At 73.2% G+C, this 21,939-nt stretch carries 19 protein-coding genes; 9 read left to right on the top strand and 10 right to left on the bottom strand.

The features are described 5' to 3' along the window. Positions 1-17: 17 nt before the first annotated feature. Positions 18-1,556, bottom strand: a complete 1,539-nt coding sequence (locus HNR21_RS11385; RefSeq protein WP_182705169.1) for a bifunctional phosphatase PAP2/diacylglycerol kinase family protein — start codon at positions 1,554-1,556, stop codon at positions 18-20. Between the two features lie 195 nt (positions 1,557-1,751). Here HNR21_RS11385 and HNR21_RS11380 point away from each other — a divergent pair, with 195 nt between their 5' ends. The 3 genes from HNR21_RS11380 (at position 1,752) to HNR21_RS11370 (ending at position 4,107) form a co-directional block, all read left to right on the top strand. Beyond that, a complete protein-coding gene (locus HNR21_RS11380; RefSeq protein WP_376766584.1) occupies positions 1,752-2,657 on the top strand; it encodes an ABC transporter permease in 906 nt (301 codons plus the stop codon). Further along, a complete protein-coding gene (locus tag HNR21_RS11375) occupies positions 2,650-3,462 on the top strand; it encodes an ABC transporter ATP-binding protein (RefSeq protein ID WP_376766583.1) in 813 nt (270 codons plus the stop codon). The genes HNR21_RS11380 and HNR21_RS11375 overlap by 8 nt, the downstream gene beginning before the upstream one ends. 108 nt (positions 3,463-3,570) lie before the next feature. Next, positions 3,571-4,107, top strand: a complete 537-nt coding sequence (locus tag HNR21_RS11370; RefSeq protein WP_182705167.1) for a YbhB/YbcL family Raf kinase inhibitor-like protein — start codon at positions 3,571-3,573, stop codon at positions 4,105-4,107. 84 nt (positions 4,108-4,191) lie between these two features. Here HNR21_RS11370 and HNR21_RS11365 read toward each other — a convergent pair whose 3' ends face one another. Next, positions 4,192-5,532, bottom strand: coding sequence for a KamA family radical SAM protein (locus HNR21_RS11365; protein WP_119727157.1), 1,341 nt, complete (start codon positions 5,530-5,532; stop codon positions 4,192-4,194). A 240-nt stretch (positions 5,533-5,772) separates the two neighbouring features. Here HNR21_RS11365 and HNR21_RS11360 point away from each other — a divergent pair, with 240 nt between their 5' ends. From HNR21_RS11360 to plsX, 3 genes are all read left to right on the top strand, one after another. Beyond that, a complete protein-coding gene (locus tag HNR21_RS11360; RefSeq protein WP_182705166.1) occupies positions 5,773-6,630 on the top strand; it encodes an alpha/beta hydrolase in 858 nt (285 codons plus the stop codon). Between the two features lie 86 nt (positions 6,631-6,716). Then, positions 6,717-7,106: a hypothetical protein gene (locus tag HNR21_RS11355; protein ID WP_119727156.1), complete on the top strand. Its 390-nt coding sequence runs from the start codon at positions 6,717-6,719 to the stop codon at positions 7,104-7,106. 118 nt (positions 7,107-7,224) lie between these two features. Next, positions 7,225-8,358: a phosphate acyltransferase PlsX gene (plsX, locus tag HNR21_RS11350; protein WP_182705165.1), complete on the top strand. Its 1,134-nt coding sequence runs from the start codon at positions 7,225-7,227 to the stop codon at positions 8,356-8,358. A gap of 13 nt (positions 8,359-8,371) precedes the next feature. Here the strand turns inward: plsX and HNR21_RS11345 are convergent, their stop codons facing one another. The 5 genes from HNR21_RS11345 to deoC form a co-directional block, all read right to left on the bottom strand. Next, positions 8,372-8,617 carry a DUF2630 family protein gene (locus HNR21_RS11345; protein WP_182705164.1) on the bottom strand — a complete coding sequence of 82 codons (246 nt, stop codon included), beginning with the start codon at positions 8,615-8,617 and terminating at the stop codon, positions 8,372-8,374. A gap of 38 nt (positions 8,618-8,655) precedes the next feature. Next, entirely contained in the window at positions 8,656-9,000 is a 345-nt protein-coding gene (locus tag HNR21_RS11340) for a hypothetical protein (RefSeq protein WP_182705163.1), read from the bottom strand. Positions 9,001-9,223: 223 nt separating this feature from the next. Further along, entirely contained in the window at positions 9,224-10,084 is an 861-nt protein-coding gene (locus HNR21_RS11335) for an aldehyde dehydrogenase family protein (RefSeq protein WP_182705162.1), read from the bottom strand. Beyond that, positions 10,077-11,519 (bottom strand): aldehyde dehydrogenase family protein, encoded by a 1,443-nt coding sequence (locus HNR21_RS11330; protein WP_119727152.1) that lies wholly within the window; start codon positions 11,517-11,519, stop codon positions 10,077-10,079. Before HNR21_RS11330 ends, HNR21_RS11335 begins: the two co-directional genes overlap by 8 nt. Positions 11,520-11,644: 125 nt before the next feature. Beyond that, positions 11,645-12,586: a deoxyribose-phosphate aldolase gene (deoC, locus tag HNR21_RS11325; protein WP_119727151.1), complete on the bottom strand. Its 942-nt coding sequence runs from the start codon at positions 12,584-12,586 to the stop codon at positions 11,645-11,647. A gap of 169 nt (positions 12,587-12,755) precedes the next feature. On the opposite strand from deoC, the gene HNR21_RS11320 reads away from it, so the two are divergent. Then, positions 12,756-13,562: an SAM-dependent methyltransferase gene (locus tag HNR21_RS11320; protein WP_182705161.1), complete on the top strand. Its 807-nt coding sequence runs from the start codon at positions 12,756-12,758 to the stop codon at positions 13,560-13,562. Between the two features lie 12 nt (positions 13,563-13,574). On the opposite strand, the gene HNR21_RS11315 is transcribed toward HNR21_RS11320, so the two are convergent. Further along, complete coding sequence (locus tag HNR21_RS11315) at positions 13,575-14,174, bottom strand: hypothetical protein (protein WP_182705160.1); 600 nt, start codon at positions 14,172-14,174, stop codon at positions 13,575-13,577. Between the two features lie 188 nt (positions 14,175-14,362). Between HNR21_RS11315 and HNR21_RS11310 the strand changes: the two genes are divergently transcribed. Beyond that, positions 14,363-17,221 carry a helix-turn-helix transcriptional regulator gene (locus HNR21_RS11310; RefSeq protein ID WP_182705159.1) on the top strand — a complete coding sequence of 953 codons (2,859 nt, stop codon included), beginning with the start codon at positions 14,363-14,365 and terminating at the stop codon, positions 17,219-17,221. Between the two features lie 465 nt (positions 17,222-17,686). Here the strand turns inward: HNR21_RS11310 and HNR21_RS11305 are convergent, their stop codons facing one another. Next, complete coding sequence (locus tag HNR21_RS11305; protein ID WP_246442093.1) at positions 17,687-18,499, bottom strand: class I SAM-dependent methyltransferase; 813 nt, start codon at positions 18,497-18,499, stop codon at positions 17,687-17,689. A 472-nt stretch (positions 18,500-18,971) separates the two neighbouring features. Further along, a complete protein-coding gene (locus HNR21_RS11300; RefSeq protein ID WP_182705158.1) occupies positions 18,972-19,730 on the bottom strand; it encodes an IclR family transcriptional regulator in 759 nt (252 codons plus the stop codon). 270 nt (positions 19,731-20,000) lie between these two features. Between HNR21_RS11300 and HNR21_RS11295 the strand changes: the two genes are divergently transcribed. Further along, complete coding sequence (locus tag HNR21_RS11295; RefSeq protein ID WP_182705157.1) at positions 20,001-21,938, top strand: acyl-CoA dehydrogenase family protein; 1,938 nt, start codon at positions 20,001-20,003, stop codon at positions 21,936-21,938. Position 21,939 lies beyond the last annotated feature (1 nt).

The raw sequence follows: 21,939 nt of genomic DNA, 5'->3' as shown, positions 1-21,939 counted from the left end.
CGCCGCCCGGGAGCGCGTCACCTGCGGGGGGACCCCCACCCTCCGTGCGCCGGGCGGAACACCGCCAGCGCGGACGGGCGTTCGCCGATCTCCACGAGCGGGCCGGTGGTGCAGGTCTCGCCGTCCAGGGCCAGCCGCAGCCCGCCCGGGGCGGCCAGGGTGAGGGCGGTGGCGTTCCAGCGCCGGTAGCCGGGCATCAGGTGCAGGTGGCCGAGCAGCACGGCGGCCAGCGTGCGCACCCTCGGCACCCGTCCCGCGGTGCACACCAGCCGGACGTCCAGCCGCCCGTCGTCCAGCCGTTTGCGCCAGGTCGGGGTGGGACCGCGCGACCCGTACACGCCGTTGCCGACGAACCCCATCCAGACCCGGCGCGGCCGGCCGTCCACGACGACCTCGACCGGCTCGGCCCGGCGCAGCGTCCGGACTGTGGCGATGGCCAGCGCCGGCCACTTGCCCAGGCGTCCCTCCATCCGTTCGCGGCGGTCCACCACCTCGGTGTACGCGCCGAACCCGGCGGTGTTGAGGAAGATCCGCTCCTCCCGCCCGGGCTCCCGGACCACGCCCACGTCCACCCGGGTCAGGTGCCCGGCCCGGTACGCGGCCACGGCGTCGTCGGGATGCTCCACGCCCAGCGCCCGGGAGAAGTGGTCCAGCGTCCCGCACGGCACCGTGAGCAGCGGGACGCCGTGCCGCAGCGCCGCCTGCGCCCCGGCGTTCACGGTGCCGTCGCCGCCCGCCACCGCCAGCACCCGGGCCCGGGAGGCCGCGTCGTCCAGCAGCTTGCCCAGGTCGTCGTCGGGACCGGCCTCGACGATCTCGGCGGCGGGCAGCTCGCGGAGCAGCGTCGCGCTCACCAGGTCGCCGTCGGCGGCGGCGGTGTTGACCACCGCGACCAGGCCCTCGCCGTGCTCGTTCACCAGCGTGGGGACGTCGGTGCGCCAGGCGGTGGCGGCGACCGGCGGGCGGGCCGGCCACACCAGCCGGGTGCCCAGCGCCGCGCCGGCGCCGATGCCGAGCCCGGCCAGCACGTCGCCGGGGTAGTGCGCCCCGGTGTAGATCCGGGCGAACGCCACCGCCGCGGCGGCCGTGGCGATCGGGGCGGCCACCGCCGGGGACGCCTCCATGGCCACCCCGGTGGCGAACCCGGCCGCCGAGGCCGAGTGCCCGGACGGGAACGCGTGCGAGGTCGGCAGCTTCCACCGGATCCGCACCGGCGGGACCAGGTCCACGATCGGGCGGCGGCGCCGGAAGGCGTGCTTGCCGATCAGGTTCACCGCCGGGCTGGCCACCGCGATGGCGATCGAGCCGCGCAGCGCGGCCCGCCGCAGCCGGGGCCGCCGGCTGGCGCCCAGCAGCGCGGCGATGCCGAACCACAGCACGCCGTGGTCGGCGGTGCGCGACAGCCGGGGCAGCACGTACTCCAGGCCGGGCAGGTGCGCGGCGGCGACCGCGTCGAACGCCCTGCGGTCCAGGGCGCCGAGTCTGTGCAGCGGCCGGTGCCGCGACCGGGGGCGGGCGGGGGCGTCCAGGGGTGCGCGTCCAGGGTCGGCAGGCATGCCGGGGGTATCCCCCGCTGGACGGGACTGACGCCGGGATGGGCGAAACGTCCGGAGATCACGAATCGGTGGCCACTCGAGGGCGAACGTCCCCCGGCCGTTCGCACCTGCAATAGGCTTCCGCCCATGAGTCACCCGGAACGGGTCGGTCCGACGGGTGGCGAGTCGGTAGACACGATCGCGGAGCCCCCTGCCTTGGCTGGAAAGAGCGCCGAGTCCCTGGCCGAATTCGCCGCCCGCCACGGACTGACGCAGAGCGCGGCACGCCCCCCGCTGCGCGGTTATGTCCGGCAGCTGTGGCAGCGACGCACGTTCATCTGGAACTTCGCGTCCGCCAAGAGCATGTCGATGTACACCTCGTCCCGGCTGGGACAGGTCTGGCAGGTACTCACGCCGCTGCTGAACGCCGGCGTGTACTTCCTGATCTTCGGTGTGCTGCTGGGCACCAACAAGGGCGTCACCAACTACACGGCCTTCCTGATCACCGGGGTGTTCGTCTTCACGTTCACCCAGCGGTCGCTGACGGCCGGCGCCAAGTCGATCGGCAACCACCTGTCGCTGATCAGGGCGCTGCACTTCCCCCGGGCGTCGCTGCCGTTCGCCTACGTGATCGTGGAGCTGCAGCAGCTGCTGGTCTCGATGGCGGTGCTGGCGGTGCTGGTGCTGGTCACCGGGGAGCCGCTGAGCCCGCACTGGCTGCTGGTGGTGCCGGCGCTGGTGCTGCAACTGGTGTTCAACGTCGGGATCAGCCTGGTGATCGCGCGGATGGGCGCGTTCGTGCGGGACATCCAGCAGCTGCTGCCGTTCATGACGCGGGCCTGGCTGTACTTCTCGGGCATCTTCTTCATGACCGCCGCCCTGGCCGAGCGCGAGACGCTGCGGGAGTACCCGTGGATCGGGGAGCTGCTGCAGGCCAACCCGGCGTCGGTCTACATCGAGCTGGTGCGCACCGCGCTGATCGAGAGCTACCGCGGCGACCTGGCCGCCCACCACTGGGGTTACGCGCACCTGTGGTGGTACGCCCTGGCCTGGGCGCTGGTGGCCTTCATCGGCGGGTTCTGGTACTTCTACCGCGCGGAGGACAGGTACGGCCGTGGCTGAGGTCAAGGAGATGGCGCGGGTGACGGGCGCCCCCGAGGTGGTGATCGACCCGAACCGCGAGCCCATCGTGGTGGTCGACGACCTGCACATCATCTACCGCGTGTACGGCGGCAGCGCCGGCAAGGGCAACGCCGCCACGGCCCTGATGCGGATCCTGCGCCGCCAGAACCGGCCGCAGATGAAGGAGGTCCACGCCATCAAGGGCGTCTCCTTCGTGGCCTACCGGGGCGACGCGATCGGCGTGATCGGCACCAACGGGTCGGGCAAGTCGACGCTGCTGAAGGCCATCGCGGGGCTGCTGCCGCCGCACAGCGGCGGGGTCTACACCCAGGGCCAGCCGTCGCTGCTGGGCGTGAACGCGGCGCTGATGCGGGACCTGTCCGGCGACCGCAACATCATCCTGGGCTGCCTGGCGATGGGGCTGACCCCGGAGGAGACCAGGGCCAAGTACGACGAGATCGTCAAGTTCGCCGATCTCAAGCCCGGGTTCATCCACTACCCGATGTCGACGTACTCCTCGGGCATGGGGGCGCGGCTGCGGTTCGCCATCGCGGCGGCGCGCACCCACGACATCCTGCTCATCGACGAGGCGCTGGCCACCGGGGACGCCAAGTTCAAGCGGCGCAGCAAGGCCAAGATCGAGGAGCTGCGCAAGGACGCCGGCGCGGTGTTCCTGGTGGCGCACAACCTCGACGTGGTCGAGGAGACCTGCAACCGGGTGATCTGGCTGGACGACGGCCGGATCCGGATGGACGGCGACACCCGCGAGGTGATCGCCGCCTACACCGAGGCCACCGGCAAGTAGCCGCTCACCGCCGGACGCCCCCCGGGCCGGACCCCGGGGGGCGTCCGGCGGTGCGGTACTGGTAGCGATAGCAGTGTCCACGACGTCACAGCAGACAGGGAGACCGCCATGGCCGACCGGACGGCCGACCAGCCGCCGCTTCCGCACGAGTTCCTGCCCGAGGTCCCGGCGTTCACCGTCGAGAGCGACGACATCGCCGACGGGGAGCCGCTGGACGAGCGGCACGTGTTCGACGACTGGGGCTTCTCCGGCGGGAACGTCTCGCCGCACCTGCGCTGGTCAGGCTTCCCCGCCGAGACCAAGAGCTTCGCGGTGACCTGCTACGACCCCGACGCCCCGACCGGCAGCGGGTTCTGGCACTGGGTGAAGTTCGACATCCCGGCGGAGGTGACCGAACTGCCGCGCGGGGCCGGGGCCGAGGACTCGCAGGTCGGGATCCAGTCCCGCAACGACTACGGGATCAAGGCGTTCGGCGGGGCCGCCCCGCCGCCCGGCAGGCCGCACCGGTACGTGTTCACCGTGCACGCGCTGGACGTGGAGTCGCTGGGGATCGACTCGGAGGTGATGCCGGCGGTGGCGGGGTTCAACATCACCGCGCACACGCTGGCCCGGGCGTACATCACCCCGACCTACCAGTCCTCCTGAGCCCGTCGGTCCGGGGACGACCCCGGACCCGGACGTCCCGGAAACGCGCCGTGCCCGCCCACCGCGGGCACGGCGCGTTCCGCGTCACCTCCTGGGGGCGTATTCCAGGTCGTCGTGCGGGAACCGGTCGGCGAAGGCCGGCTTGAGGTCGTCCAGCCACACCGCCTCCGGGTCGTACTTGGCGAAGAACGGCCTGCCCACCAGTTCGGGGTCGCGGCACTGGATGAAGTGCAGCGCGAAGACCTTCTCCCCCGCCAGTTCCAGCACCCCGTCCACGCAGACCTTGCCGGGGGTCGCCGACATGGACGGGCCGCGCACGGTACGGGCCAGCCCGGAGACGTGCTTGTAGGCGTCCCGGAAGATCTCCCACGCCCGGCCCAGCGGCACCGCGAAGTAGTCCTGCGGACCGGTGTCGCGCTCGACGAACATGTAGTACGGCACCATGCCCATCCGGGTCTGGGTGCGCCACATGGTCTCCCAGACCCTGGGGTCGTCGTTGATCGAGCGGATCAGCGGCGCCTGGGTGCGGATGACCGCGCCGGTGTCGCGGATCCGGCGGACCGCGTCGTGCACGATCTGCGGCTCCAGCTCGCGCGGGTGGCTGAAGTGCGCCATGAACGCCAGGTTCTTGCCTGCGTCCACGACCTGCTCGAACAGCCGCAGCATGTCGTCGGCGTCGGGGTCGGTGACGAACTTCTGCGGCCAGTAGGCCAGCGACTTGGTGCCGATCCGGATCGACTCGACCTGCTCCAGCTCCAGCAGCGGCTCCACGTACCGGCGCAGCACCGGCTCGCCCATGATCATGGCGTCGCCGCCGGTGATCAGCACGCTGGTCACCTCGGGGTGGGCGGCGATGTAGTCCCGCAGCTGGTACGCGTCGTCGCCGGCCAGCTTGAGGTCGGGGTCGCCGACGAACTGGGCCCAGCGGAAGCAGTAGGTGCAGTACGCGTGGCAGGTCTGGCCCTGCTTGGGGAAGTACAGCACCGTCTCGTCGTACTTGTGCTGCATCCCCGGGACCACGCCGTCCCCGAAGGTGGGGACGTTGAGCTGGAGCTGCCCGGCCGGGTGCGGGTTGAGCCGGGCCCGGATCCGGTTCGCCTCCGCCTCGATCTCCTGCCGGGGCGCCTCGCGGCGCAGCAGGTCGGCGATGCGGGCCACGTCCTCGGCGGGGAGCATGTCCTCCTGCGGGAAGACCAGCCGGTAGATCGGGTCGTCCGGCACGGCGGACCAGTCGATCAGCTCCTCGATCACGTAGCTGTTGGTCCGGAACGGCAGCACGGTGGCGACCGCCCGGATGGCGAGGCGCTGCTCCGGTGACAGCCCGGCGCGAACGGTGAGTTCGTCCAGGTGTTTGGCGGTGAAGGCGCGGAACTTGCGGCCGGTGGATCGCACCGCGGTCGGCGCCGCGTCGTTGACCAAGGTCACGTGGCAGTACTCCTTGTGATCATGTGGGTGGCCCCATCGGACCCTGCGCCCCGTGTGCTGGCGGATGGCTACCCTCCCCCTACGTTAAAGATAAGCCCCGACTCGGGCATAACCGGCACACGAGCACGACCTGGGCGGTAACGAGCCACCTGTACAACGATCCAAAGCCGGGAAAGTGGCGGCCGGATCCGGGGTGATCCCGGCGTTCCCTATCCTGGGCACGGGCCGTGAGGAGGTGGCGTGACCCGGACCGGGGGCACGGTGGTCGAGATCGCCGGCGAGCGGATCCACCTGGTGCGGGCCGGGCCGCCGGACGCCCCGCCGGTGCTGCTGACCTCCGGGCTGGGCGGCGCCTGGTTCGACTGGCAGGGCGTGATCGACGCGCTGGACGACCACCGGGTGCTGTGCTTCGACCGGCCGGGGGCCGGGCTGAGCCCGCCCGGCCGCAGCCGGCCCAGCCTGCGCCGGGAGGTCCGGCTGCTGGCGGCGCTGGCCCGTGACGCGGGCCCGCCGGTGACGGTGGTGGCGCACTCGATGGCCGCCTTCCAGGCCGAGGCGCTGGCCCGGGTGCATCCCGAGCTGGTCCGCGGCCTGGTGCTGCTGGACCCCAGCCACGAGACGTCGACCTGGTCCGACATGCGGATCTCGGCGGCCGTGCAGCCCGCCCTGCGGCTGGCCGGCCGGCTGCTCGGGCTGACCGGCGTGCCCTGGCTGGTCGCCCCGCGGGTCCGCCGGTCGCTGCTGCGGTGCGCCAGCACCCGCCGGCCCCCGGTGCCGGACGCGGCCGTCCGCGCGGTGTACGGGCGGGGCACCGTGCTCGGCACGCTGCTGGCCGAGAACGCCGCCTACCGGGAGATGGCCGCCGACGTGCTGGCACTGCGCGAACGGCTGCCGTTCCCGCCGATCCCCCTGGTGGTGCTGACCGCGCGCGCCGGGGCGGCGGGGCATCGTGAGCTGGCCGCCCTCAGCCCGTACGGCCGCCAGATCGACCTGCCGGACGCCCTGCACCTGGTGCAGGCGGACCGGCCCGACGCGGTGGCGGCGGCGGTCCGGGAGGTCGCCGCCGGGCCGCCGGGCGAGCGGGAGGAGGCGTCGTGACCTCTCGGGAATGGAACGGCCAATTCTCCGGCAAGCCCGGCCGCCGGGGCGGATGAGCCGATGCCCGGTGGGCGACCTTACGCAGTGTGAAGCTGCTCATAGGAGCGATCGCCGCCGCCATAGTCGTCGCCGTGGGCGTCGGCGTGTTCGCGTACTCGGCGATGACCGAGGAGAAGGAACTGCGCCACCCGACCCAGGCCGAGCTGCGCCGCGCCATGCCGGACCTGGCCGCCGCCGAGCTCAAGAGCCGGGGCCATGCCCTGCGTCGCCCGCTGACCTGTACGGACATGACGGGCTGGACCGCCCGCAGGATGCGGGTGCGGTGCACCGGCGTCACGGCGCAGGGCCTGCCGGTGGAGGCGTACGGGGCGGCCGAGAAGGCGACCCGCGTCGAGTACTTCACGATCCTGGTCGACGGGCGCCCGGTGGTGCAGAACGCGCCGTGCCTGGCCGCCGACTGCCGCCCCGAGGACTGACCGGAACCCACCGGGGAACGACCACGACGCACGGTGACCTACGATGCGTTGAGCCGACTTCGGTGAACCGCCCCCGCCCCCGACCGCGCCCACGCGGTGAACGAGCCTGGAGCCCGTGATGACCGGCCAAGACACGGGCGCGCAGCCGCGGCCCGTGGCGATCGACACCATGGGCGGCGACCACGCGCCCGAGGAGGTCGTCGCCGGCGCGGTGGCCGCGTTCCGCGAGCACGGCGTCCGGCTGCTGCTGGTCGGCCCGGCCCCGCGGATCAGGGCCGAGCTGGACGCGCACGGCGTGGGCGGGGAGATCCCCGTCGTGCACGCCGAGGAGGCGCTGGCGATGGACGAGGGGGCGCTGGCGAGCTGGCGCAAGCCCCGCTCCACGGTGGCCGTCGCCTGCCACCTGATCAAGACCGGCCGGGCCTCGGCGCTGGTGTCGGCCGGCACCACCGCCGGCGTGGTGGCGACCTCCAGGCTGCGGCTGAAGGCCCAGCAGGGCGTCATGCGCCCCGCCATCGCGGTCACGCTGCCGACCCGGCCCCGGCCCACGGTGCTGCTGGACTCGGGCGCCACCGCCGACGTCAAGGCCGAGTCGCTGGTCCAGTTCGCCGCGCTGGGCACCGCGTACGCCCAGGTGGCGCTGGGGGTGGAACGGCCGCGGGTGGGGCTGCTGAGCATCGGCGCCGAGCCGGCCAAGGGCAACAAGGTGGTGCGCCGGGCGCACGAGCTGCTGGCCTCCGGCCAGCAGGGGGTGGAGTTCGCCGGGAACGTCGAGGGCGACGACCTGCTCACCGGCAAGGTCGACGTGGTGGTGACCGACGGCTTCACCGGCAACGTGGCGCTGAAGACGATGGAGGGCGCCGTCCGGATGGCGATGGCGGAGCTGTCCGCGGCGATCCGGTCCAGCGCCCCCGCGAAGGCCGGCGCGCTGCTGCAGCGCCGCAGGCTGCGCGAGCTGCGGGAGCGGCTGGACTCGGAGACCTACGGCGGCGGGGTGCTGCTGGGCCTGAACGGCACGGTGGTCATCGCGCACGGGGCCTCCAACGCCCGCGCCGTCGCCTCGGCCTGCGTGCTGGCCCACGACCTGGCGGCCGGGCGGATCGTGGAACGCATCCGCGACCAGATCGCCGCCACCCGCACCTCGCGGTTCGGCCGCCGGCACGCCGCCGACAAGGGCGACCGGGACAGGGGCGACCGGGACACCGGGCCGCAGCCCGAGCAGCCGCCCGCCCCGCCGGACGCGGGCCAGTGACCCGGCGCGGGAGCTACTGCAGGTAGCGTTCGACCTCGTCGGCCGGGCGGGTGTGCGCCCGGTCGGGGTCCTCCCCCGCCCGGGCCCTGGCGCGGCGCTGCCGGAGCAGGTCCCAGCACTGGTCGAGCGCCACCTCGAGCTGACGCAGCCGCTGCTGCTCCTCCTGCCGGGTCAGCCGGCCGTTCTCGTGCATCTCGCGCAGCCGGTGCTCCTCTTCGACGAACTCGCCGATGCGCGAGAGGATGTCCCGCTCGTCCATGACCCGCTCCCTGCGTTCGCGGTCCTACCCGCGTCGCACTACCCCTCCGCGGTGCTCCCATCCCTCTTCGCCGTGGTGCGCCGCGCGGCGGTCTTCCCGGCGGTCCCGGCGGTCCTCGTGGTCCCCGCGGCCCTCGTGGTCCGGGCGGTCTTGGCGGTCCGGGCGGTCCGGGTCGTGGTGCGCTTGGCGGTGGTCTTGCGGGCGGCCGTCCGGGACCGGGTGGTCCGGGCGGCGGGGCGGCGGGACGCGGGACGCCGGTCGGTGATCAGGATCAGGCCGGTCAGGGACTTGGCGAAACCCGCCATCGCCTTGGTCATCGACAGCGCGGTGGTCACCGTTCCGGTCGCCGCCGACACCAGCCGGCCGGCCGCCGCCCTGGGCATGGATGAACGCTTTGTAGGCACTTGACAACCCCCCGTGTTGATCAGATACGGGGGTCTATTCCACCCGCGCCTTCCCGCTACACCCGGGTCAGGTGACCGCGGCGAAGCGAGGATCACCTGACCCGGCCTTCGGGGGCCTGGGGGTCGCCCCCGGACGAAACAGGCTCAGGTGACCACGGCGGGGATCACCTGAGCCTGTTTCCGGGGATCGTCCTCGGACGGGTCAGACGCCGACCGGATGCCAGACGGTCTTGGTCTCCAGGAACGCGGTCATCCGGCGGGTGCCCGGGTCGGCCGTCCAGTCGTCGGCGCCCGGTCGCAGCACCCGCTTGAGGTTCCCGGCGGCGGCCTCCTCCAGGGAGGGCACCAGGTCGGCGGGGGCGCCCGCCAGGTCCAGGGCGTTCACGTCCATGTGCGCGGCCAGCCACGGCGCCAGCTCGGCGCGGCGGCCGGTCAGCACGTTCACCACCCCGCCGGGCAGGTCGGAGGTGGCCAGCACCTCGGCGAGGGTGATCGCGGTCAGCGGGGCGGGCTCGGAGGCCACCACGACGCAGGTGTTGCCGGACACGACCACCGGGGCGACCACCGACACCAGCCCGAGCAGCGGCGAGTCGGGGGCGACCACCGCGACCACGCCCATCGGCTCGGGGGTGGAGAAGTTGAAGAACGGCCCGGCGACCGGGTTGGCCGATCCGGTGACGGCGCCGATCTTGTCGGCCCAGCCCGCGTACCAGACCCACCGGTCGATCGCCGCGTCGACCTCGGCGGTCGCGGCGTTCCTGCCGGCCCCGGCGGCGCGCAGTTCCTCGACGAACTGGCCGCGCCGTCCCTCCAGCATCTCGGCGATGCGGTAGAGGATCTGCCCCCGGTTGTAGGGGGTGCGCCCGGACCAGCCGCCGAACGCCTTGCGGGCCGCGCTCACCGCGTCGCGGGCGTCCTTGCGGGAGGCCTGGGAGGCGTTGGCCCAGAAGTTGCCCTTGGCGTCGTTCACCACGTACGACCTGCCGGACTCCGAGCGGGGGAACGCGCCCCCGATGAACAGCTTGTAGGTCTTGCGCACCGCAAGCCGCGTCGGCTCAGACATCGAGGTAGGCCTCCAGCCCGTGACGGCCGCCCTCGCGGCCGAAACCCGACTCCTTGTAGCCGCCGAACGGGGCGGCGGGGTCGAACTTGTTGAACGTGTTGGCCCACACCACGCCCGCGCGCAGCCGTTCGGCCATCCACAGGATCCGCGAGCCCTTCTCCGTCCAGACCCCGGCCGACAGCCCGTACGGGGTGTTGTTGGCCTTCTCCACGGCCTCGGCGGGGGTGCGGAACGTCAGCACCGACAGCACCGGGCCGAAGATCTCCTCCCGGGCGATCCGGTGCGACTGGGCCACGCCGGTGAACACCGTCGGGGCGAACCAGAAGCCCCGCGACGGCAGCTCGCACGGCGGGGACCAGCGGGTCGCGCCCTCGGCCTCGCCGATCTGCGACAGGGTGCGGATCTTGTCCAGCTGCTCGGCGGAGTTGACGGCGCCGATGTCGGTGTTCTTGTCCAGCGGGTCGCCGACGCGCAGGGTGGCCATCCGGGTCTTGAGCCGCGCCAGCAGCTCCTCGGCGACGGACTCCTGCACCAGCAGGCGGGATCCGGCGCAGCAGACGTGGCCCTGGTTGAAGAAGATCCCGTTGACCACGCCCTCCACGGCCTGGTCCAGCGGCGCGTCGTCGAAGATCACGTTCGCCGCCTTGCCGCCCAGCTCCAGGGTGAGCCGCTTGCGGGTGCCGGCCACCATGCGGGCGATCTGCTTGCCGACCTCGGTGGACCCGGTGAACGCGACCTTGTCGATGCCCGGATGCCCGACCAGGGCCCTTCCGGTCTCGCCCGCCCCGGTGACGATGTTGACCACGCCCGGCGGCAGCTCGGCCTGCCGGCAGATGTCGGCGAACGCCAGCGCGGTCAGCGAGGTGGTCTCGGCGGGCTTGAGGACGACGGTGTTGCCGCAGGCCAGCGCGGGGGCGATCTTCCAGGCCAGCATCAGCAGCGGGAAGTTCCAGGGGATGACCTGCCCGGCCACCCCCAGCGGGCGCGGGTCCGGCCCGAACCCGGCGTGGGCGAGCTTGTCGGCCCAGCCGGCGTAGTAGAAGAAGTGCGCCGCCACCAGCGGCAGGTCCACGTCGCGGGACTCGCGGATCGGCTTGCCGTTGTCGATGCTCTCCAGCACCGCCAGCTCGCGCGAGCGCTCCTGGATCAGCCGGGCGATGCGGAACAGGTACTTGGCCCGCTCGCGGCCGGGCATCGGCCCCCACACGTTGTCGAACGCGTTCCGGGCGGCGGCCACCGCGCGGTCCACGTCGGCGGGACCGGCCTCGGTGATCTCGGCCAGCACCTCCTCGGTGGCGGGGTTGACGCTCTTGTAGCTGCGGCCGTCCTGCCCCTCGACCCACTCGCCGTTGATGAACAGCCCGTACGCCGGCCGGATGTCGACGATCGACGCCGACTCGGGCGCCGGCGCGTACTCGAAAACGTTCTCGCTCATGCGTCTTCCCCGCTCGCCTGCGGACCGCTTTGAGGCACGGCCCTTCGTCGTCGCGTGCTCACTCGTTCCTCGCTCCGCGCGCTCCTCCTCAGGACCGCGCCGCGCTCCTCCGGCTCGCTCATGGCTCAGTCCAGGGTGAAGTAGTCGGGGCCCGAGTACACGCCCGTGGCCAGCTTGCGGCGCTGCATCAGCAGGTCGTTCAGCAGGCTGGAGGCGCCGATCCGGAACCAGCGGGGGGTCAGCCAGTCGGGGCCGGCGGTCTCGTTCACCAGCACCAGATGCCTGATCGCGTCCTTGGTGGTGCGGATCCCGCCCGCGGGCTTGACGCCGACCTGCCGCCCGGTCGCGGCGCGGAAGTCGCGGACCGCCTCCAGCATCACCAGCGTCACCGGCAGCGTCGCCGCCGGGGAGACCTTGCCGGTGGAGGTCTTGATGAAGTCCGCGCCGGCCCGCATCGCCAGCCAGGAGGCGCGGCGCACGTTGTCGTAGGTGACCAGCTCGCCGGTCTCCAGGATCACCTTCAGATGGGCGTCGCCGCAGGCCTGCTTGACGGCGACGATCTCCTCGTACACCTTCAGGTAGTCGCCGGCCAGGAACGCGCCCCGGTCGATCACCATGTCGATCTCGGTCGCGCCGGCCGCCACCGCGGCGCGGGTGTCGGCCAGCTTGGCCTCCAGCGGCGCCCGACCCGCCGGGAACGCGGTCGCCACACTGGCCACCCCGATCCCCGAGCCGCGCAGCGCGGCCGTGGCCACGCCCACCAGGTCCGAGTACACGCACACGGCCGCGACCTTCGGCACCGCGGGGTCCTCGGGGTCGGGCCGCACCGCCTTGGCGCACAGCGCGCGCACCTTGCCGGGCGTGTCCGCCCCCTCCAGCGTGGTCAGGTCCACCATCGAGATCGCCAGGTCGATCGCGGCGGCCTTGGCGGTCGTCTTGATCGACCGGGTGGCCAGCCGGGCGGCCCGTTCCTCGGCCCCCACCTGGTCCACTCCCGGCAGCCCGTGCAGGTAGGCGCGCAGCTCGGCGTTGCCGCCGGGCGCGTCCGTCAGAGTCTCCGTTGACACCCGCTAAGCATCACCCATGCGCCCCGACCTCACAAAACGGACCCGTCCGGCGCGACCGGCAGAACGGAACCAGGCGTTTCACCCGTATCCCCGCATGGCATGAGGGGTGAACGGCGCCGTCGCCAGTACGATCGAGGGTCAGGTTTTCGCGACGTCTCTAGGAGCCACCGTGTCGTCGGCAGGATCGGTCTCCCCACGCTCGGACCAGGCCGCCAATCCGGCGCGGATACACGACTACCTGCTGGGCGGGCGGGAGAACTACGCGGTCGACCGGCGCGCCGCCGAGCATCTGCTGAACATCGTGCCGGCCACCCGGCAGCTGGTCGCCTGCAACCGGCGCTTCCTGCACCGGGCGATCCGGTACGCCGTGCGGGACGCCGGGATCCGGCAGTTCCTCGACATCGGCTCGGGCCTGCCGGCCCAGGAGAACCTGCACCAGACCGCCCAGCGCTCCGATCCCTCGGCGCGGGTGGTCTACGTCGACAACGACCCGGTGGTGGTGGCGCACGGGCGGGCGCTGCTGGCCCACGGCGACCGCACCGCCATGGTCACCGGGGACGTCCGGGACATGGACACGGTACTGGGGAACCCGGAGGTGACCCGGATCCTGGATCTGGCCGAGCCGGTCGCCGCGCTGCTGGCGACGGTGCTGTCGTGCCTGCCCGACCGGGACCGGCCCGGCGACCTGGTGCGGGGGATCGCCGACCGGCTGCCGGCCGGCAGTGTGCTGGTGTTCAGCCATCCCGCCGCCACCGACCGGCGGCTGCGCACCCGGCTGACCGAGCTCATGCTGGGCGTCACCGGCGGCATGTGGGGCCGGGTGCGCGACCCCGAGGAGTTCGCCGTCTGGTTCGAGGGCCTGGAACTGGTCCCGCCGGGCCTGGTCGAGGTGTCGGCCTGGCGGCCGGACCCGGGCGAGACGGTCAACCCGCCGTCCGAGGCCATGGTGGTCGGCGCGATCGCCCGGGTGCCCTAGCGTCCCGGTGCCCTAGGTCGAGTACCGCTGGCGGGTCAGGGTGGCCTCGGAGGCGGTGTCGTCGGAGAGCATCTTGGCGCGGGTGCTGTACCAGTCGTACTCGACGGTGCCGCTCGAGTCCAGGGTCAGGGTGATGTAGCCGGTGGGGGCGTCCTCGCAGTCGCCGCCGGACTCGCTGCCCTGGGTGATGGTCTCGTACATCACGACCCGGGTGGCCGTCACCGACTCCACGCTGAGCCGGCCCGTGCACTCGTAGCCGGTGTAGGTGGAGACCCCGGTCGAGGCCCCCTCGGTCAGGGTCAGGGTGGCGGTGAAGTTCCGCCGGTCGCCCTTGGTGTTGAGGTAGTAGCCGCTGCCGTTCCACGTCCCGGCGAACACCTCGGTGATCGCCCGCGGGTCCGGCGGCGGGGTGACCTGGGCCTGGGTGACGCGGATCTCGGGCTCGTCGTCGTCGCCGGCCTGCGTCAGCAGGTAGCCGAACGTGCCGAGCAGGGCCACCACCACGGTGCCGACGATGACGAGAAGGATCAGCACGTTGGCCGGGTCCCGGCGCGGCGGAGGGACCGGAGGTCCGGGCGGGATCGGGGAGTACGGCTGGTAAGGACCCTGCATGCTCTGCTCCTGGCGTGGTCCGCGCACCGCGGGGGGACGGGTGCGGTCACCGGCGATCACCCCTTTGGACGCCGCCACGGCGGCCCGGGTTTCCCCGATCATCGGAAAATCGCCGATTCCTCCCGGACGCGGCAGGCAGGACGGAAATCGGGGAGAGTTCGCCGGTTTCCGGATGGCATCCTTGGGACGTGAGCGCACGATCGGTCAGTCCCGTCCTCGTCGGCAGATCGGCCGAGCTGAGAATGCTGGAGACTGCGCTCGGCGAGGCCCCCGGCGCGGTCCTGGTGGGTGGGGAGGCCGGGGTCGGCAAGACCCGCCTGTTGCGCCACTTCACCGACCGGGCGGCGGCCGCCGGCGCACGGGTGCTGGTGGGCGGCTGCCTGGAGCTGGGCTCGGACGGCCTGCCGTTCGCGCCGTTCACCGCGGTGCTGCGCGGGCTGGTGCGGGAGACCGGCATCGACGGGGTGGCCGGGCTGCTGCCGCGCTCGGCGACCGCGGGGCTGGCCCGGCTGCTGCCGGAGTTCGGCGAGCCGGAGAGCGACGCGGCCTCCGGCGAGGACCGCGCCCGGCTGTTCGAGCTGGTGCTCACCCTGCTGGAACGGCTGGCCGAGCGCTCCCCCACCGTGCTGGTGATCGAGGACGCGCACTGGGCCGACCGCTCCACCCGGGACCTGCTGGCGTTCCTGATCCGCAACTCCGGCACCGCGCCGCTGCTGATCGTGGTGACGTACCGGACCGACGAGCTGCACCGCACCCATCCGCTGCGCCGGCTGCTGGCCGAGCTGGACCGGGTGGAACGGGTGCGCCGCGTCGAGCTGACCCGGCTCACCCGGGGCGAGGTCGCCGATCTGGTGCGCGGGCTGCTGGACCGCGAGCCGCCGGCCGGGCTGGTGGAACGGGTGTGGGAGCGCGGCGAGGGCAACCCGCTGTTCGTGGAGGCGCTGCTGGCCCGCGACGGCAGCCTGGCCTGCGCGCTGCCCGAGTCGCTGCGCGACCTGCTGCTGGCGGCGGTGCAGAAGCTGCCCGAGGAGACCCAGGAGACGCTGCGGCTGGCCAGCGCCGGCGGCACCCGCATCGAGCACGCCCTGCTGGCCGCGGTGTCCGGGATGGACGACACCGCGCTGACCCGGGTGCTGCGGCCCGCCGTCGAGGGCAACGTGCTGGTGGTGGACGGGGACGGGTACGCGTTCCGGCACGCGCTGATCCGCGAGGCGCTGCACGACGACCTGCTGCCGGGCGAGCACACCCGGCTGCACACCCGGTACGCCGAGGCGCTGGAGAACGAACCGGAGCTGGTGCCCTCGGGCCGGCTGTGGGTGGAGCTGGCGCACCACTGGTACTCCGCGCACGACCCCACCTGGGCGCTGGTCAGCGCCTGGCGGGCGGCCGGCGACGCGCGCAAGGCGGTGGCCTACGCCGAGTGCCTGGCGATGCTGTCGCGCGTCCTGGAGCTGTGGGACAAGGTCCCCGACGCCGCCGAGCGCATCGGCGCCGAACGCCACGACGTGCTGGAGCAGGCGGTGCTGGCCGCCGAGCTGGCCGGGGAGCACGAACGCGGCGTCAAGCTGGCCACCGCCGCGCTGCGCGAGATGGAGGCGCTCGGCGACGACGCCCGCTGCGCCGCCCTGCTGGAACAGCGCGGCCGGATGGGCTACGAGCTGGCCCGGCCCGGCTACCTCGACGACCTGCGGGCCGCCGCCGCCCGGCTGCCCGCCGAACCGCCCAGCGCGGTGCGGGCCCGGGCGCTGGCCTCGCTGGCCACGTTCGCGCGGCACCTGTCGGGCACCGACGAGGCGCGCGTGGCCGCGCAGGAGTCGCTGGCCATCGCCCGCCGCATCGCCGACACCCCGGCCGAGGTCAACGCGCTGCTCACGCTGGCCTGCGTGGACATCGACTACGACGGCGGGCTGGAGGAGCTGGTCGAGGTCGAGCGGATCGCACAGCGGTCCGGCAACCAGCGGCCCCTGCTGCGGGTGGCGGTGCTGCGCTCGCACTACCTGGAGGGCTCCGGCCGGCACGCCGAGGCGGTGGAGGTGGCCGCGCAGGGCGTCGAGCTGGCCCGCGAGTTCGGGCTGTCCCGCACGCACGGGACGTTCCTGTCGATCAACCTGGCCGAGCCGCTGGTGTCGCTGGGCCGCTGGGACGAGGCGCTGACCTGCCTGCGGCAGGCCCTGGACCAGGACCCGGCGATCTCCATCCGCACCTCGCTGCACGTGCTGGCCGGTGAGGTGGCGCTGGCCCGCGGCGACCTGGCCGAGGCGGAACGCCACCTGTCCCCCGCCCGCGAGATGATGTGGCGCAAGGCCCAGGACTTCTTCGCCATGCTGCGGCTGGAGTCGGCGCTGCGGCTGGCCCAGGGCCGTCCCGCCGAGGCGCTGGAGGCGGTGGCGGGCGTGCTGGACAACCCCGGCCTGCCCGACGACGCCCGCTACACCTGGCCGGTCCTGGTGATCGGCGCGGGCGCCTGCGGGGAACTGCCCGACCGGGCGGCGGCCGCGGACTGGCTGGAACGCATCGAGAAGCGGGCCGCCGGCCTCGCCGTGCGCGGCCCCCTCCAGGAGGCGCACCACGTCACCTTCGCCGCCAAGGCCGCACTGGCCCACGGCCGCCGCGACGCCGCCGCCTGGGACGCCGCCGCCACCGCCTGGGAGCGCATCGGCCAGCCCTACCCGCAGGCCAAGAGCCTCGCCCACGCCGCCGAGGCCGCCCTGGCCGACGGCGACCGCCAGAGCGCCGCACTGCGCCTGCGCCGCGCCGCCGTCCTGGCCGAACGCCTGCAGGCCGCCCCGCTCCAGCACCGCATCGCGGACCTGTCCCGCCGCGCGGGCCTGGGCGCCCCGGCCGAACGCCCCGCCCCCAACCTCACCCCGCGCGAACTGGAGGTCCTCCGCCTGGTCGCCCAGGGCCGCACCAACCGCGAGATCGCCGCGGCCCTGTTCATCTCCGCCAAGACCGCCAGCGTCCACGTCTCCAACATCCTGGCCAAGCTCGAGGCCCCCACCCGCGGCCACGCCGCCGCCACCGCCCGCGACCTCAAGCTCGTGTGAGCGCGCGTGTTCGATTGCGCTCGCTCCGCCCGCGCGGCTCGCGGGCCTTGGGACGCGCGGTCGTTCGTCGTGTTGCTCGTGGGGGACGACCCCCACACTCCCGGAGGGCGGGCGGACCATCCTCGCTCGCCGGCGCTCGCTGCGGTGGTCCGCCCGCGCAAGATCGCTCGTTCCTCGCGATCTCGCCCCGCCCCTCCTCACGACCACGCGGGCTCGCTCGCTGGCGGCCTTCGGCACCTTCGGTGCAGGGGCTTCGGTCTGGGGGCGGTGGGGGCTCCCCTCCCTAGCTCCCACCGCCTGGCCTTCGGGGCGGCCGCCGGTGTCCGGCGTGCCCGTCAGGGACTCGAGTCTGGTCTGGACCGGGCTGTGGGGCATCGGTAGACCTCCCGATATTCGGATCGGGAAAGCGAGAACGCCCCGCGGCTCCGCCTGGGTGAGCCGCGGGGCGTTCCGGGTGTGGATGCCTCAGTTGGGGACGCGGGCGACGCAGAAGACGGTCTGGCCGAAGGGGGGGCGGATGACCCTCTCGATCAGGCGGGTGGTGGGGACCACGGTGCGGTCGTAGATCTTGACCAGGCGGGGGTCGGGGTAGCCGGCGCCGCCGCGGCGGACCGCGAACCACCAGGCGATGCCGCCGAGGAAGTTGATCGGCTTGCAGACCTCGGGGATCAGCCCGGCCTCGCGGACCGACCTGGTCAGGGTGGCCGGGGTGTAGCGGGTGACGTGGCCGACCTTGCGGTCGAAGTCGCCGTACAGCTGCATGTAGCCGGGGACCCAGATGACGATGCGGCCGCCGGGCAGGGTGACCGCGGCGAGGTCCCTTAGGGCCTGCACGTCGTCCTTGATGTGCTCCAGCACGTTCATCATGACGACGGTGTCCACCTTCTGGCGGATCTGGATCTCGGTGGGCAGCGCCAGGTCGATCACCTCGACGTCGGGGTTGCCCTCGTAGCGCTTGCGGAGCTGCTCCACGCAGTACGGGTCGTTGTCGCTGACCACCAGGTAGTCCAGCCGGCCGGCGAACTGCTCGGAGAAGTGGCCCAGCCCCGAGCCCACCTCCAGCATCGACCGGCCCACGTGCGGGGCCACCATGTCGTACTCGTACTTGCGGTAGTTGCGGGCCTCGTCGCCGCCCAGATGGTTCTCCAGGGCGCCCTCACCGGCCGCCGGCTGGACGATCTCGCCGTCCCCCGCGGGGGGAGGGGCGGGGCTCTCCTTGGTGCCCAGCAGCTTCAGGAGCGTGCCGGCAATGGACTTCTGCTGCTTCGATGACTGCATTGGTTTCCGCTCGCTGAGTGCACCACCCGGCTGGCACCGACGTGCTGCTTGCGTTCGACTCGACGTTCTCGCCGGACCGGCGCGGCGACCGCCGGGACGGGGCGGCGGGCCGATCTCGGGCGCGTAGACCGCCCCAGTCTAACGGCACCTCTGAGACCCCCACCGCCCCACGCGAAGGATCCCTCCCCCCACCCGCAGATCCCCACCTCCGGACGAAGATCCCCACTTCCGGAAATCGAGCCGGGGGCCTGGGGGCGGAGCCCCCAGAACTTCCACAGCAACCCCAGGCCAACCTGTCCCTCAGTCGGCCGGAGCGGAGCCCCCAGGCGGAGCTCCGGCCGACTGAGCGCGGTCCGGGCACCGCAGCCGACCACGGCGCAGCGAGCCCCCAGGCGAGCGGAGCCGGGGGCGGCGAGGATGCCCGGATCCGCGTGCGGGGGGTGTGGGGGTCGCCCCCCCCACAAGCAACACGTCACACGCTGAGCGACAGGGTGCGCTGGATGCGGGCGGCGGTGGCCTGGAGGCGGTGGGCGGAGGCCTCGATGGCGGGGAGGCGGCCGGGGCGGCAGGAGACGGCCAGGGCGCCGACGACGGTGCCGGAGGCGTCGGTGACCGGGACGGCGGCGCAGCCGGTGCCCAGGGCGTACTCCTCGCGGTCGACGGCGAGCCGGGCGGGGGTCCGCAGGATGCGCAGCAGCTCGCGGGGGTCGGTGATGGTGTGCGGGGTCAGGTCGACCAGGGGGTGCCGGGACAGGTAGTCGCGGCGCAGGTCCTCGTCGAGCTGGCGCAGCACGCACTTGCCGATGGCGGTGGCGTGGGCGGCCTCGTCGAAGCCGACCCACAGGTCGACGCGCGGGGTGCGCGGGCCGTCGGCGATGTCGATGATGCGGATCTCGCCGTCCTCGTGCATCCCGAAGTAGGCGGCGGCCTTCAGCTCGTCGCGCAGCGCGACCAGGGCGGGGCGGATCCGGGCCAGCAGCGTCTGGGTCCGGCTGCGGTCCTGCAGCGCCTGCAGCCGGTCGCCGAGCACCCACACGCCGGTGGGCAGGCGGCTGGCGTACCCCTCGTGGGCCAGCGTGCGCAGCAGGTGGTAGGTGGTGGCCAGCGGCAGCCGCGCCTCCCTGGCGAGCTGCTTGGCGGGCGCGCCGTTGGGGTGCGACGCCACCGCCTCCATCAGGTGCAGCGCCCGCTGCACCGAGGCGATGAGAGTCGGCTTCCGCGTCTCGTCCATCACGGACAGCGAACCCTTCCGACCTCACTCGGTCAAGGCGTTTGCCGATACTCACGACATTGGATCACTTCCCCGCCCCGCGGTACAGCCGATCCACCGAATTCGTTCCGGGGAATCGGTGCAATGGAACGGTCTCTTTTCCATGGACCGCAACGATCATCCGCGCCGCGCCCGCCGGGTCGTGTTCCGCCGCGGAACGGGTACGACCGATCCTGCGTGAAGTGCCGCACACATTCTCGATCTCACCTGCACATCGGTGAAGGAGCCGCTATGAGCACTGCGTCCGAGCCGGGCGGGGGCGCCGCCGTCGACGAGCGCACCGCCCGCAGGGTCGCCGAGGCCGCCCGCCAGACCGAGTGGCGCCTGCCCAGCTTCGGCAAACAGCTGTTCATGGGACGGCTGCGGATGGACCTGATCCATCCCCATCCGCGGCCTCCCGACGAGGCCGCCGCCCGGGGCGAGGCGTTCCTGCGCAGGCTGCGCGAATTCCTCGCCGAGCACGTCGACCCGCAGCGGATCGAACGCGAGGCGCGCATCCCCGACGAGGTGGTGGCGGGCCTGCGGGAAATCGGCGCGCTGGGCATGAAGATCGACGAAAAGTACGGCGGGCTGGGCCTGACCCAGCTGCATTACGGCCGGGCGCTGATGCTGGTCGGATCGACCAGCCCGGCGATCGGCGCGCTGTTGTCGGCGCACCAGTCCATCGGGGTGCCGCAGCCGGTCAAAATGTTCGGCACCGAGGAGCAAAAGGCGCGCTGGCTGCCCCGCTGCGTCAACGAGATCAGCGCGTTCCTGCTCACCGAGCCCGACGTGGGCTCCGACCCGGCCCGGCTGCGCGCCACCGCGGTGCCGACCGAGGACGGCCGCGAGTACGTGCTGAACGGCGTCAAGCTGTGGACCACCAACGGCGTCATCGCCGACCTGCTGGTGGTGATGGCGCGGGTGCCGGAATCGCCCGGCCATCGCGGCGGGATCTCGGCGTTCGTGGTGGAGGCCGACACGCCCGGCATCACGGTGGAGCACCGCAACGCGTTCATGGGCCTGCGCGGCATCGAGAACGGCGTCACCCGGTTCCACGACGTGCGGGTCCCGGCGGACCACCTGATCGGCCGCGAGGGCTCCGGGCTGAAGATCGCGCTGAGCACGCTGAACACCGGCCGGCTGTCGCTGCCCGCGCTGTGCGCCGCGGCCGGCAAGTGGTCCACCAAGATCGCCCGGGAGTGGTGCGCGCAGCGGGTGCAGTGGGGCCGCCCGATCGGCGAGCACGAGGCCATCGCCACCAAGCTGTCGTTCATCACCGCCACCTCCTACGCGCTGGAGGCGATGGTGGACCTGGCCGGGGCGCTGGCCGACGACGAGCGCAACGACATCCGGATCGAGGCGGCGCTGGCCAAGCTGTACGCCTCGGAGATGGCCTGCCGGATCGCCGACGAGCTGGTGCAGCTGCGCGGCGGCCGGGGCTACGAGACGGCCGAGTCGCTGGCCGCCCGGGGCGAGCGCGGGGTGCCCGCCGAGCAGATGCTGCGGGACCTGCGGATCAACCGGATCTTCGAGGGCTCCACCGAGATCATGCACCTGCTGATCGCCCGGGAGGCGGTGGACGCCCATCTGGCGGTGGCCGGGGACATCATCGACCCGGACGTCGCCCGCGCCGACAAGGTGCGCGCCGCGGCCAGGGCGGGCGGGTTCTACGCCCGCTGGCTGCCCACGCTGGTGTCGATGCCGGGCCTGGGCGGCAAGAACGGGTACGCCGGGTTCGGCCCGCTGGCCGACCATCTGGCCTTCGTGGAGCGGGCCTCCCGGAAACTGGCCCGCTCCACGTTCTACGCCGCCGCCCGCTGGCAGGGCGCGCTGGAGCGGCGGCAGGCGTTCCTGGGCCGGATGGTGGACATCGGCGCCGAGCTGTTCGCGATGAGCGCGGTGTGCGTGCGGGCGCGGATGGACGCCGGGTCCGGCGGCAGGGGCCTGACGCCGTACGAGCTGGCCGGCGCGTTCTGCGAGCAGGCCCGTGTCCGGGTCGAGGCGCTGTTCGAGGCGCTGTGGCGCAACACCGACGCCCGGGACTCCAGGCTGGCCCGGCGGGTGCTGGCCGGCGAGTTCTCCTGGCTGGAGGAGGGCGTGCTGGACATGTCCATCCCCGGCCCGTGGATCGCCGACTCCGCTCCCGGCCCCAGCCGGACCGCCGACGTCCACCGCCACATCGGCTGAG

Origin of the sequence: Thermomonospora cellulosilytica (assembly GCF_014138835.1) — a bacterium.
Lineage (GTDB): Bacteria > Actinomycetota > Actinomycetes > Streptosporangiales > Streptosporangiaceae > Thermomonospora > Thermomonospora amylolytica.
The sequence above is the reverse complement of the archived record's forward strand: the minus strand, read 5'-3'. Positions and strand labels throughout refer to the sequence as shown.

Coding starts and splice junctions, on each gene's coding strand:
- HNR21_RS11385 (WP_182705169.1), bottom strand. CDS start 1,556: ATGCCTGCCGACCCTGGACGCGCACCCCTGGACGCCCCCGCCCGCCCC.
- HNR21_RS11370 (WP_182705167.1), top strand. CDS start 3,571: ATGGCCGACCGGACGGCCGACCAGCCGCCGCTTCCGCACGAGTTCCTG.
- plsX (WP_182705165.1), top strand. CDS start 7,225: ATGACCGGCCAAGACACGGGCGCGCAGCCGCGGCCCGTGGCGATCGAC.
- HNR21_RS11345 (WP_182705164.1), bottom strand. CDS start 8,617: ATGGACGAGCGGGACATCCTCTCGCGCATCGGCGAGTTCGTCGAAGAG.
- HNR21_RS11340 (WP_182705163.1), bottom strand. CDS start 9,000: ATGCCCAGGGCGGCGGCCGGCCGGCTGGTGTCGGCGGCGACCGGAACG.
- HNR21_RS11335 (WP_182705162.1), bottom strand. CDS start 10,084: ATGTCTGAGCCGACGCGGCTTGCGGTGCGCAAGACCTACAAGCTGTTC.
- HNR21_RS11330 (WP_119727152.1), bottom strand. CDS start 11,519: ATGAGCGAGAACGTTTTCGAGTACGCGCCGGCGCCCGAGTCGGCGTCG.
- HNR21_RS11315 (WP_182705160.1), bottom strand. CDS start 14,174: ATGCAGGGTCCTTACCAGCCGTACTCCCCGATCCCGCCCGGACCTCCG.
- HNR21_RS11305 (WP_246442093.1), bottom strand. CDS start 18,499: ATGCAGTCATCGAAGCAGCAGAAGTCCATTGCCGGCACGCTCCTGAAG.
- HNR21_RS11300 (WP_182705158.1), bottom strand. CDS start 19,730: ATGGACGAGACGCGGAAGCCGACTCTCATCGCCTCGGTGCAGCGGGCG.
- HNR21_RS11295 (WP_182705157.1), top strand. CDS start 20,001: ATGAGCACTGCGTCCGAGCCGGGCGGGGGCGCCGCCGTCGACGAGCGC.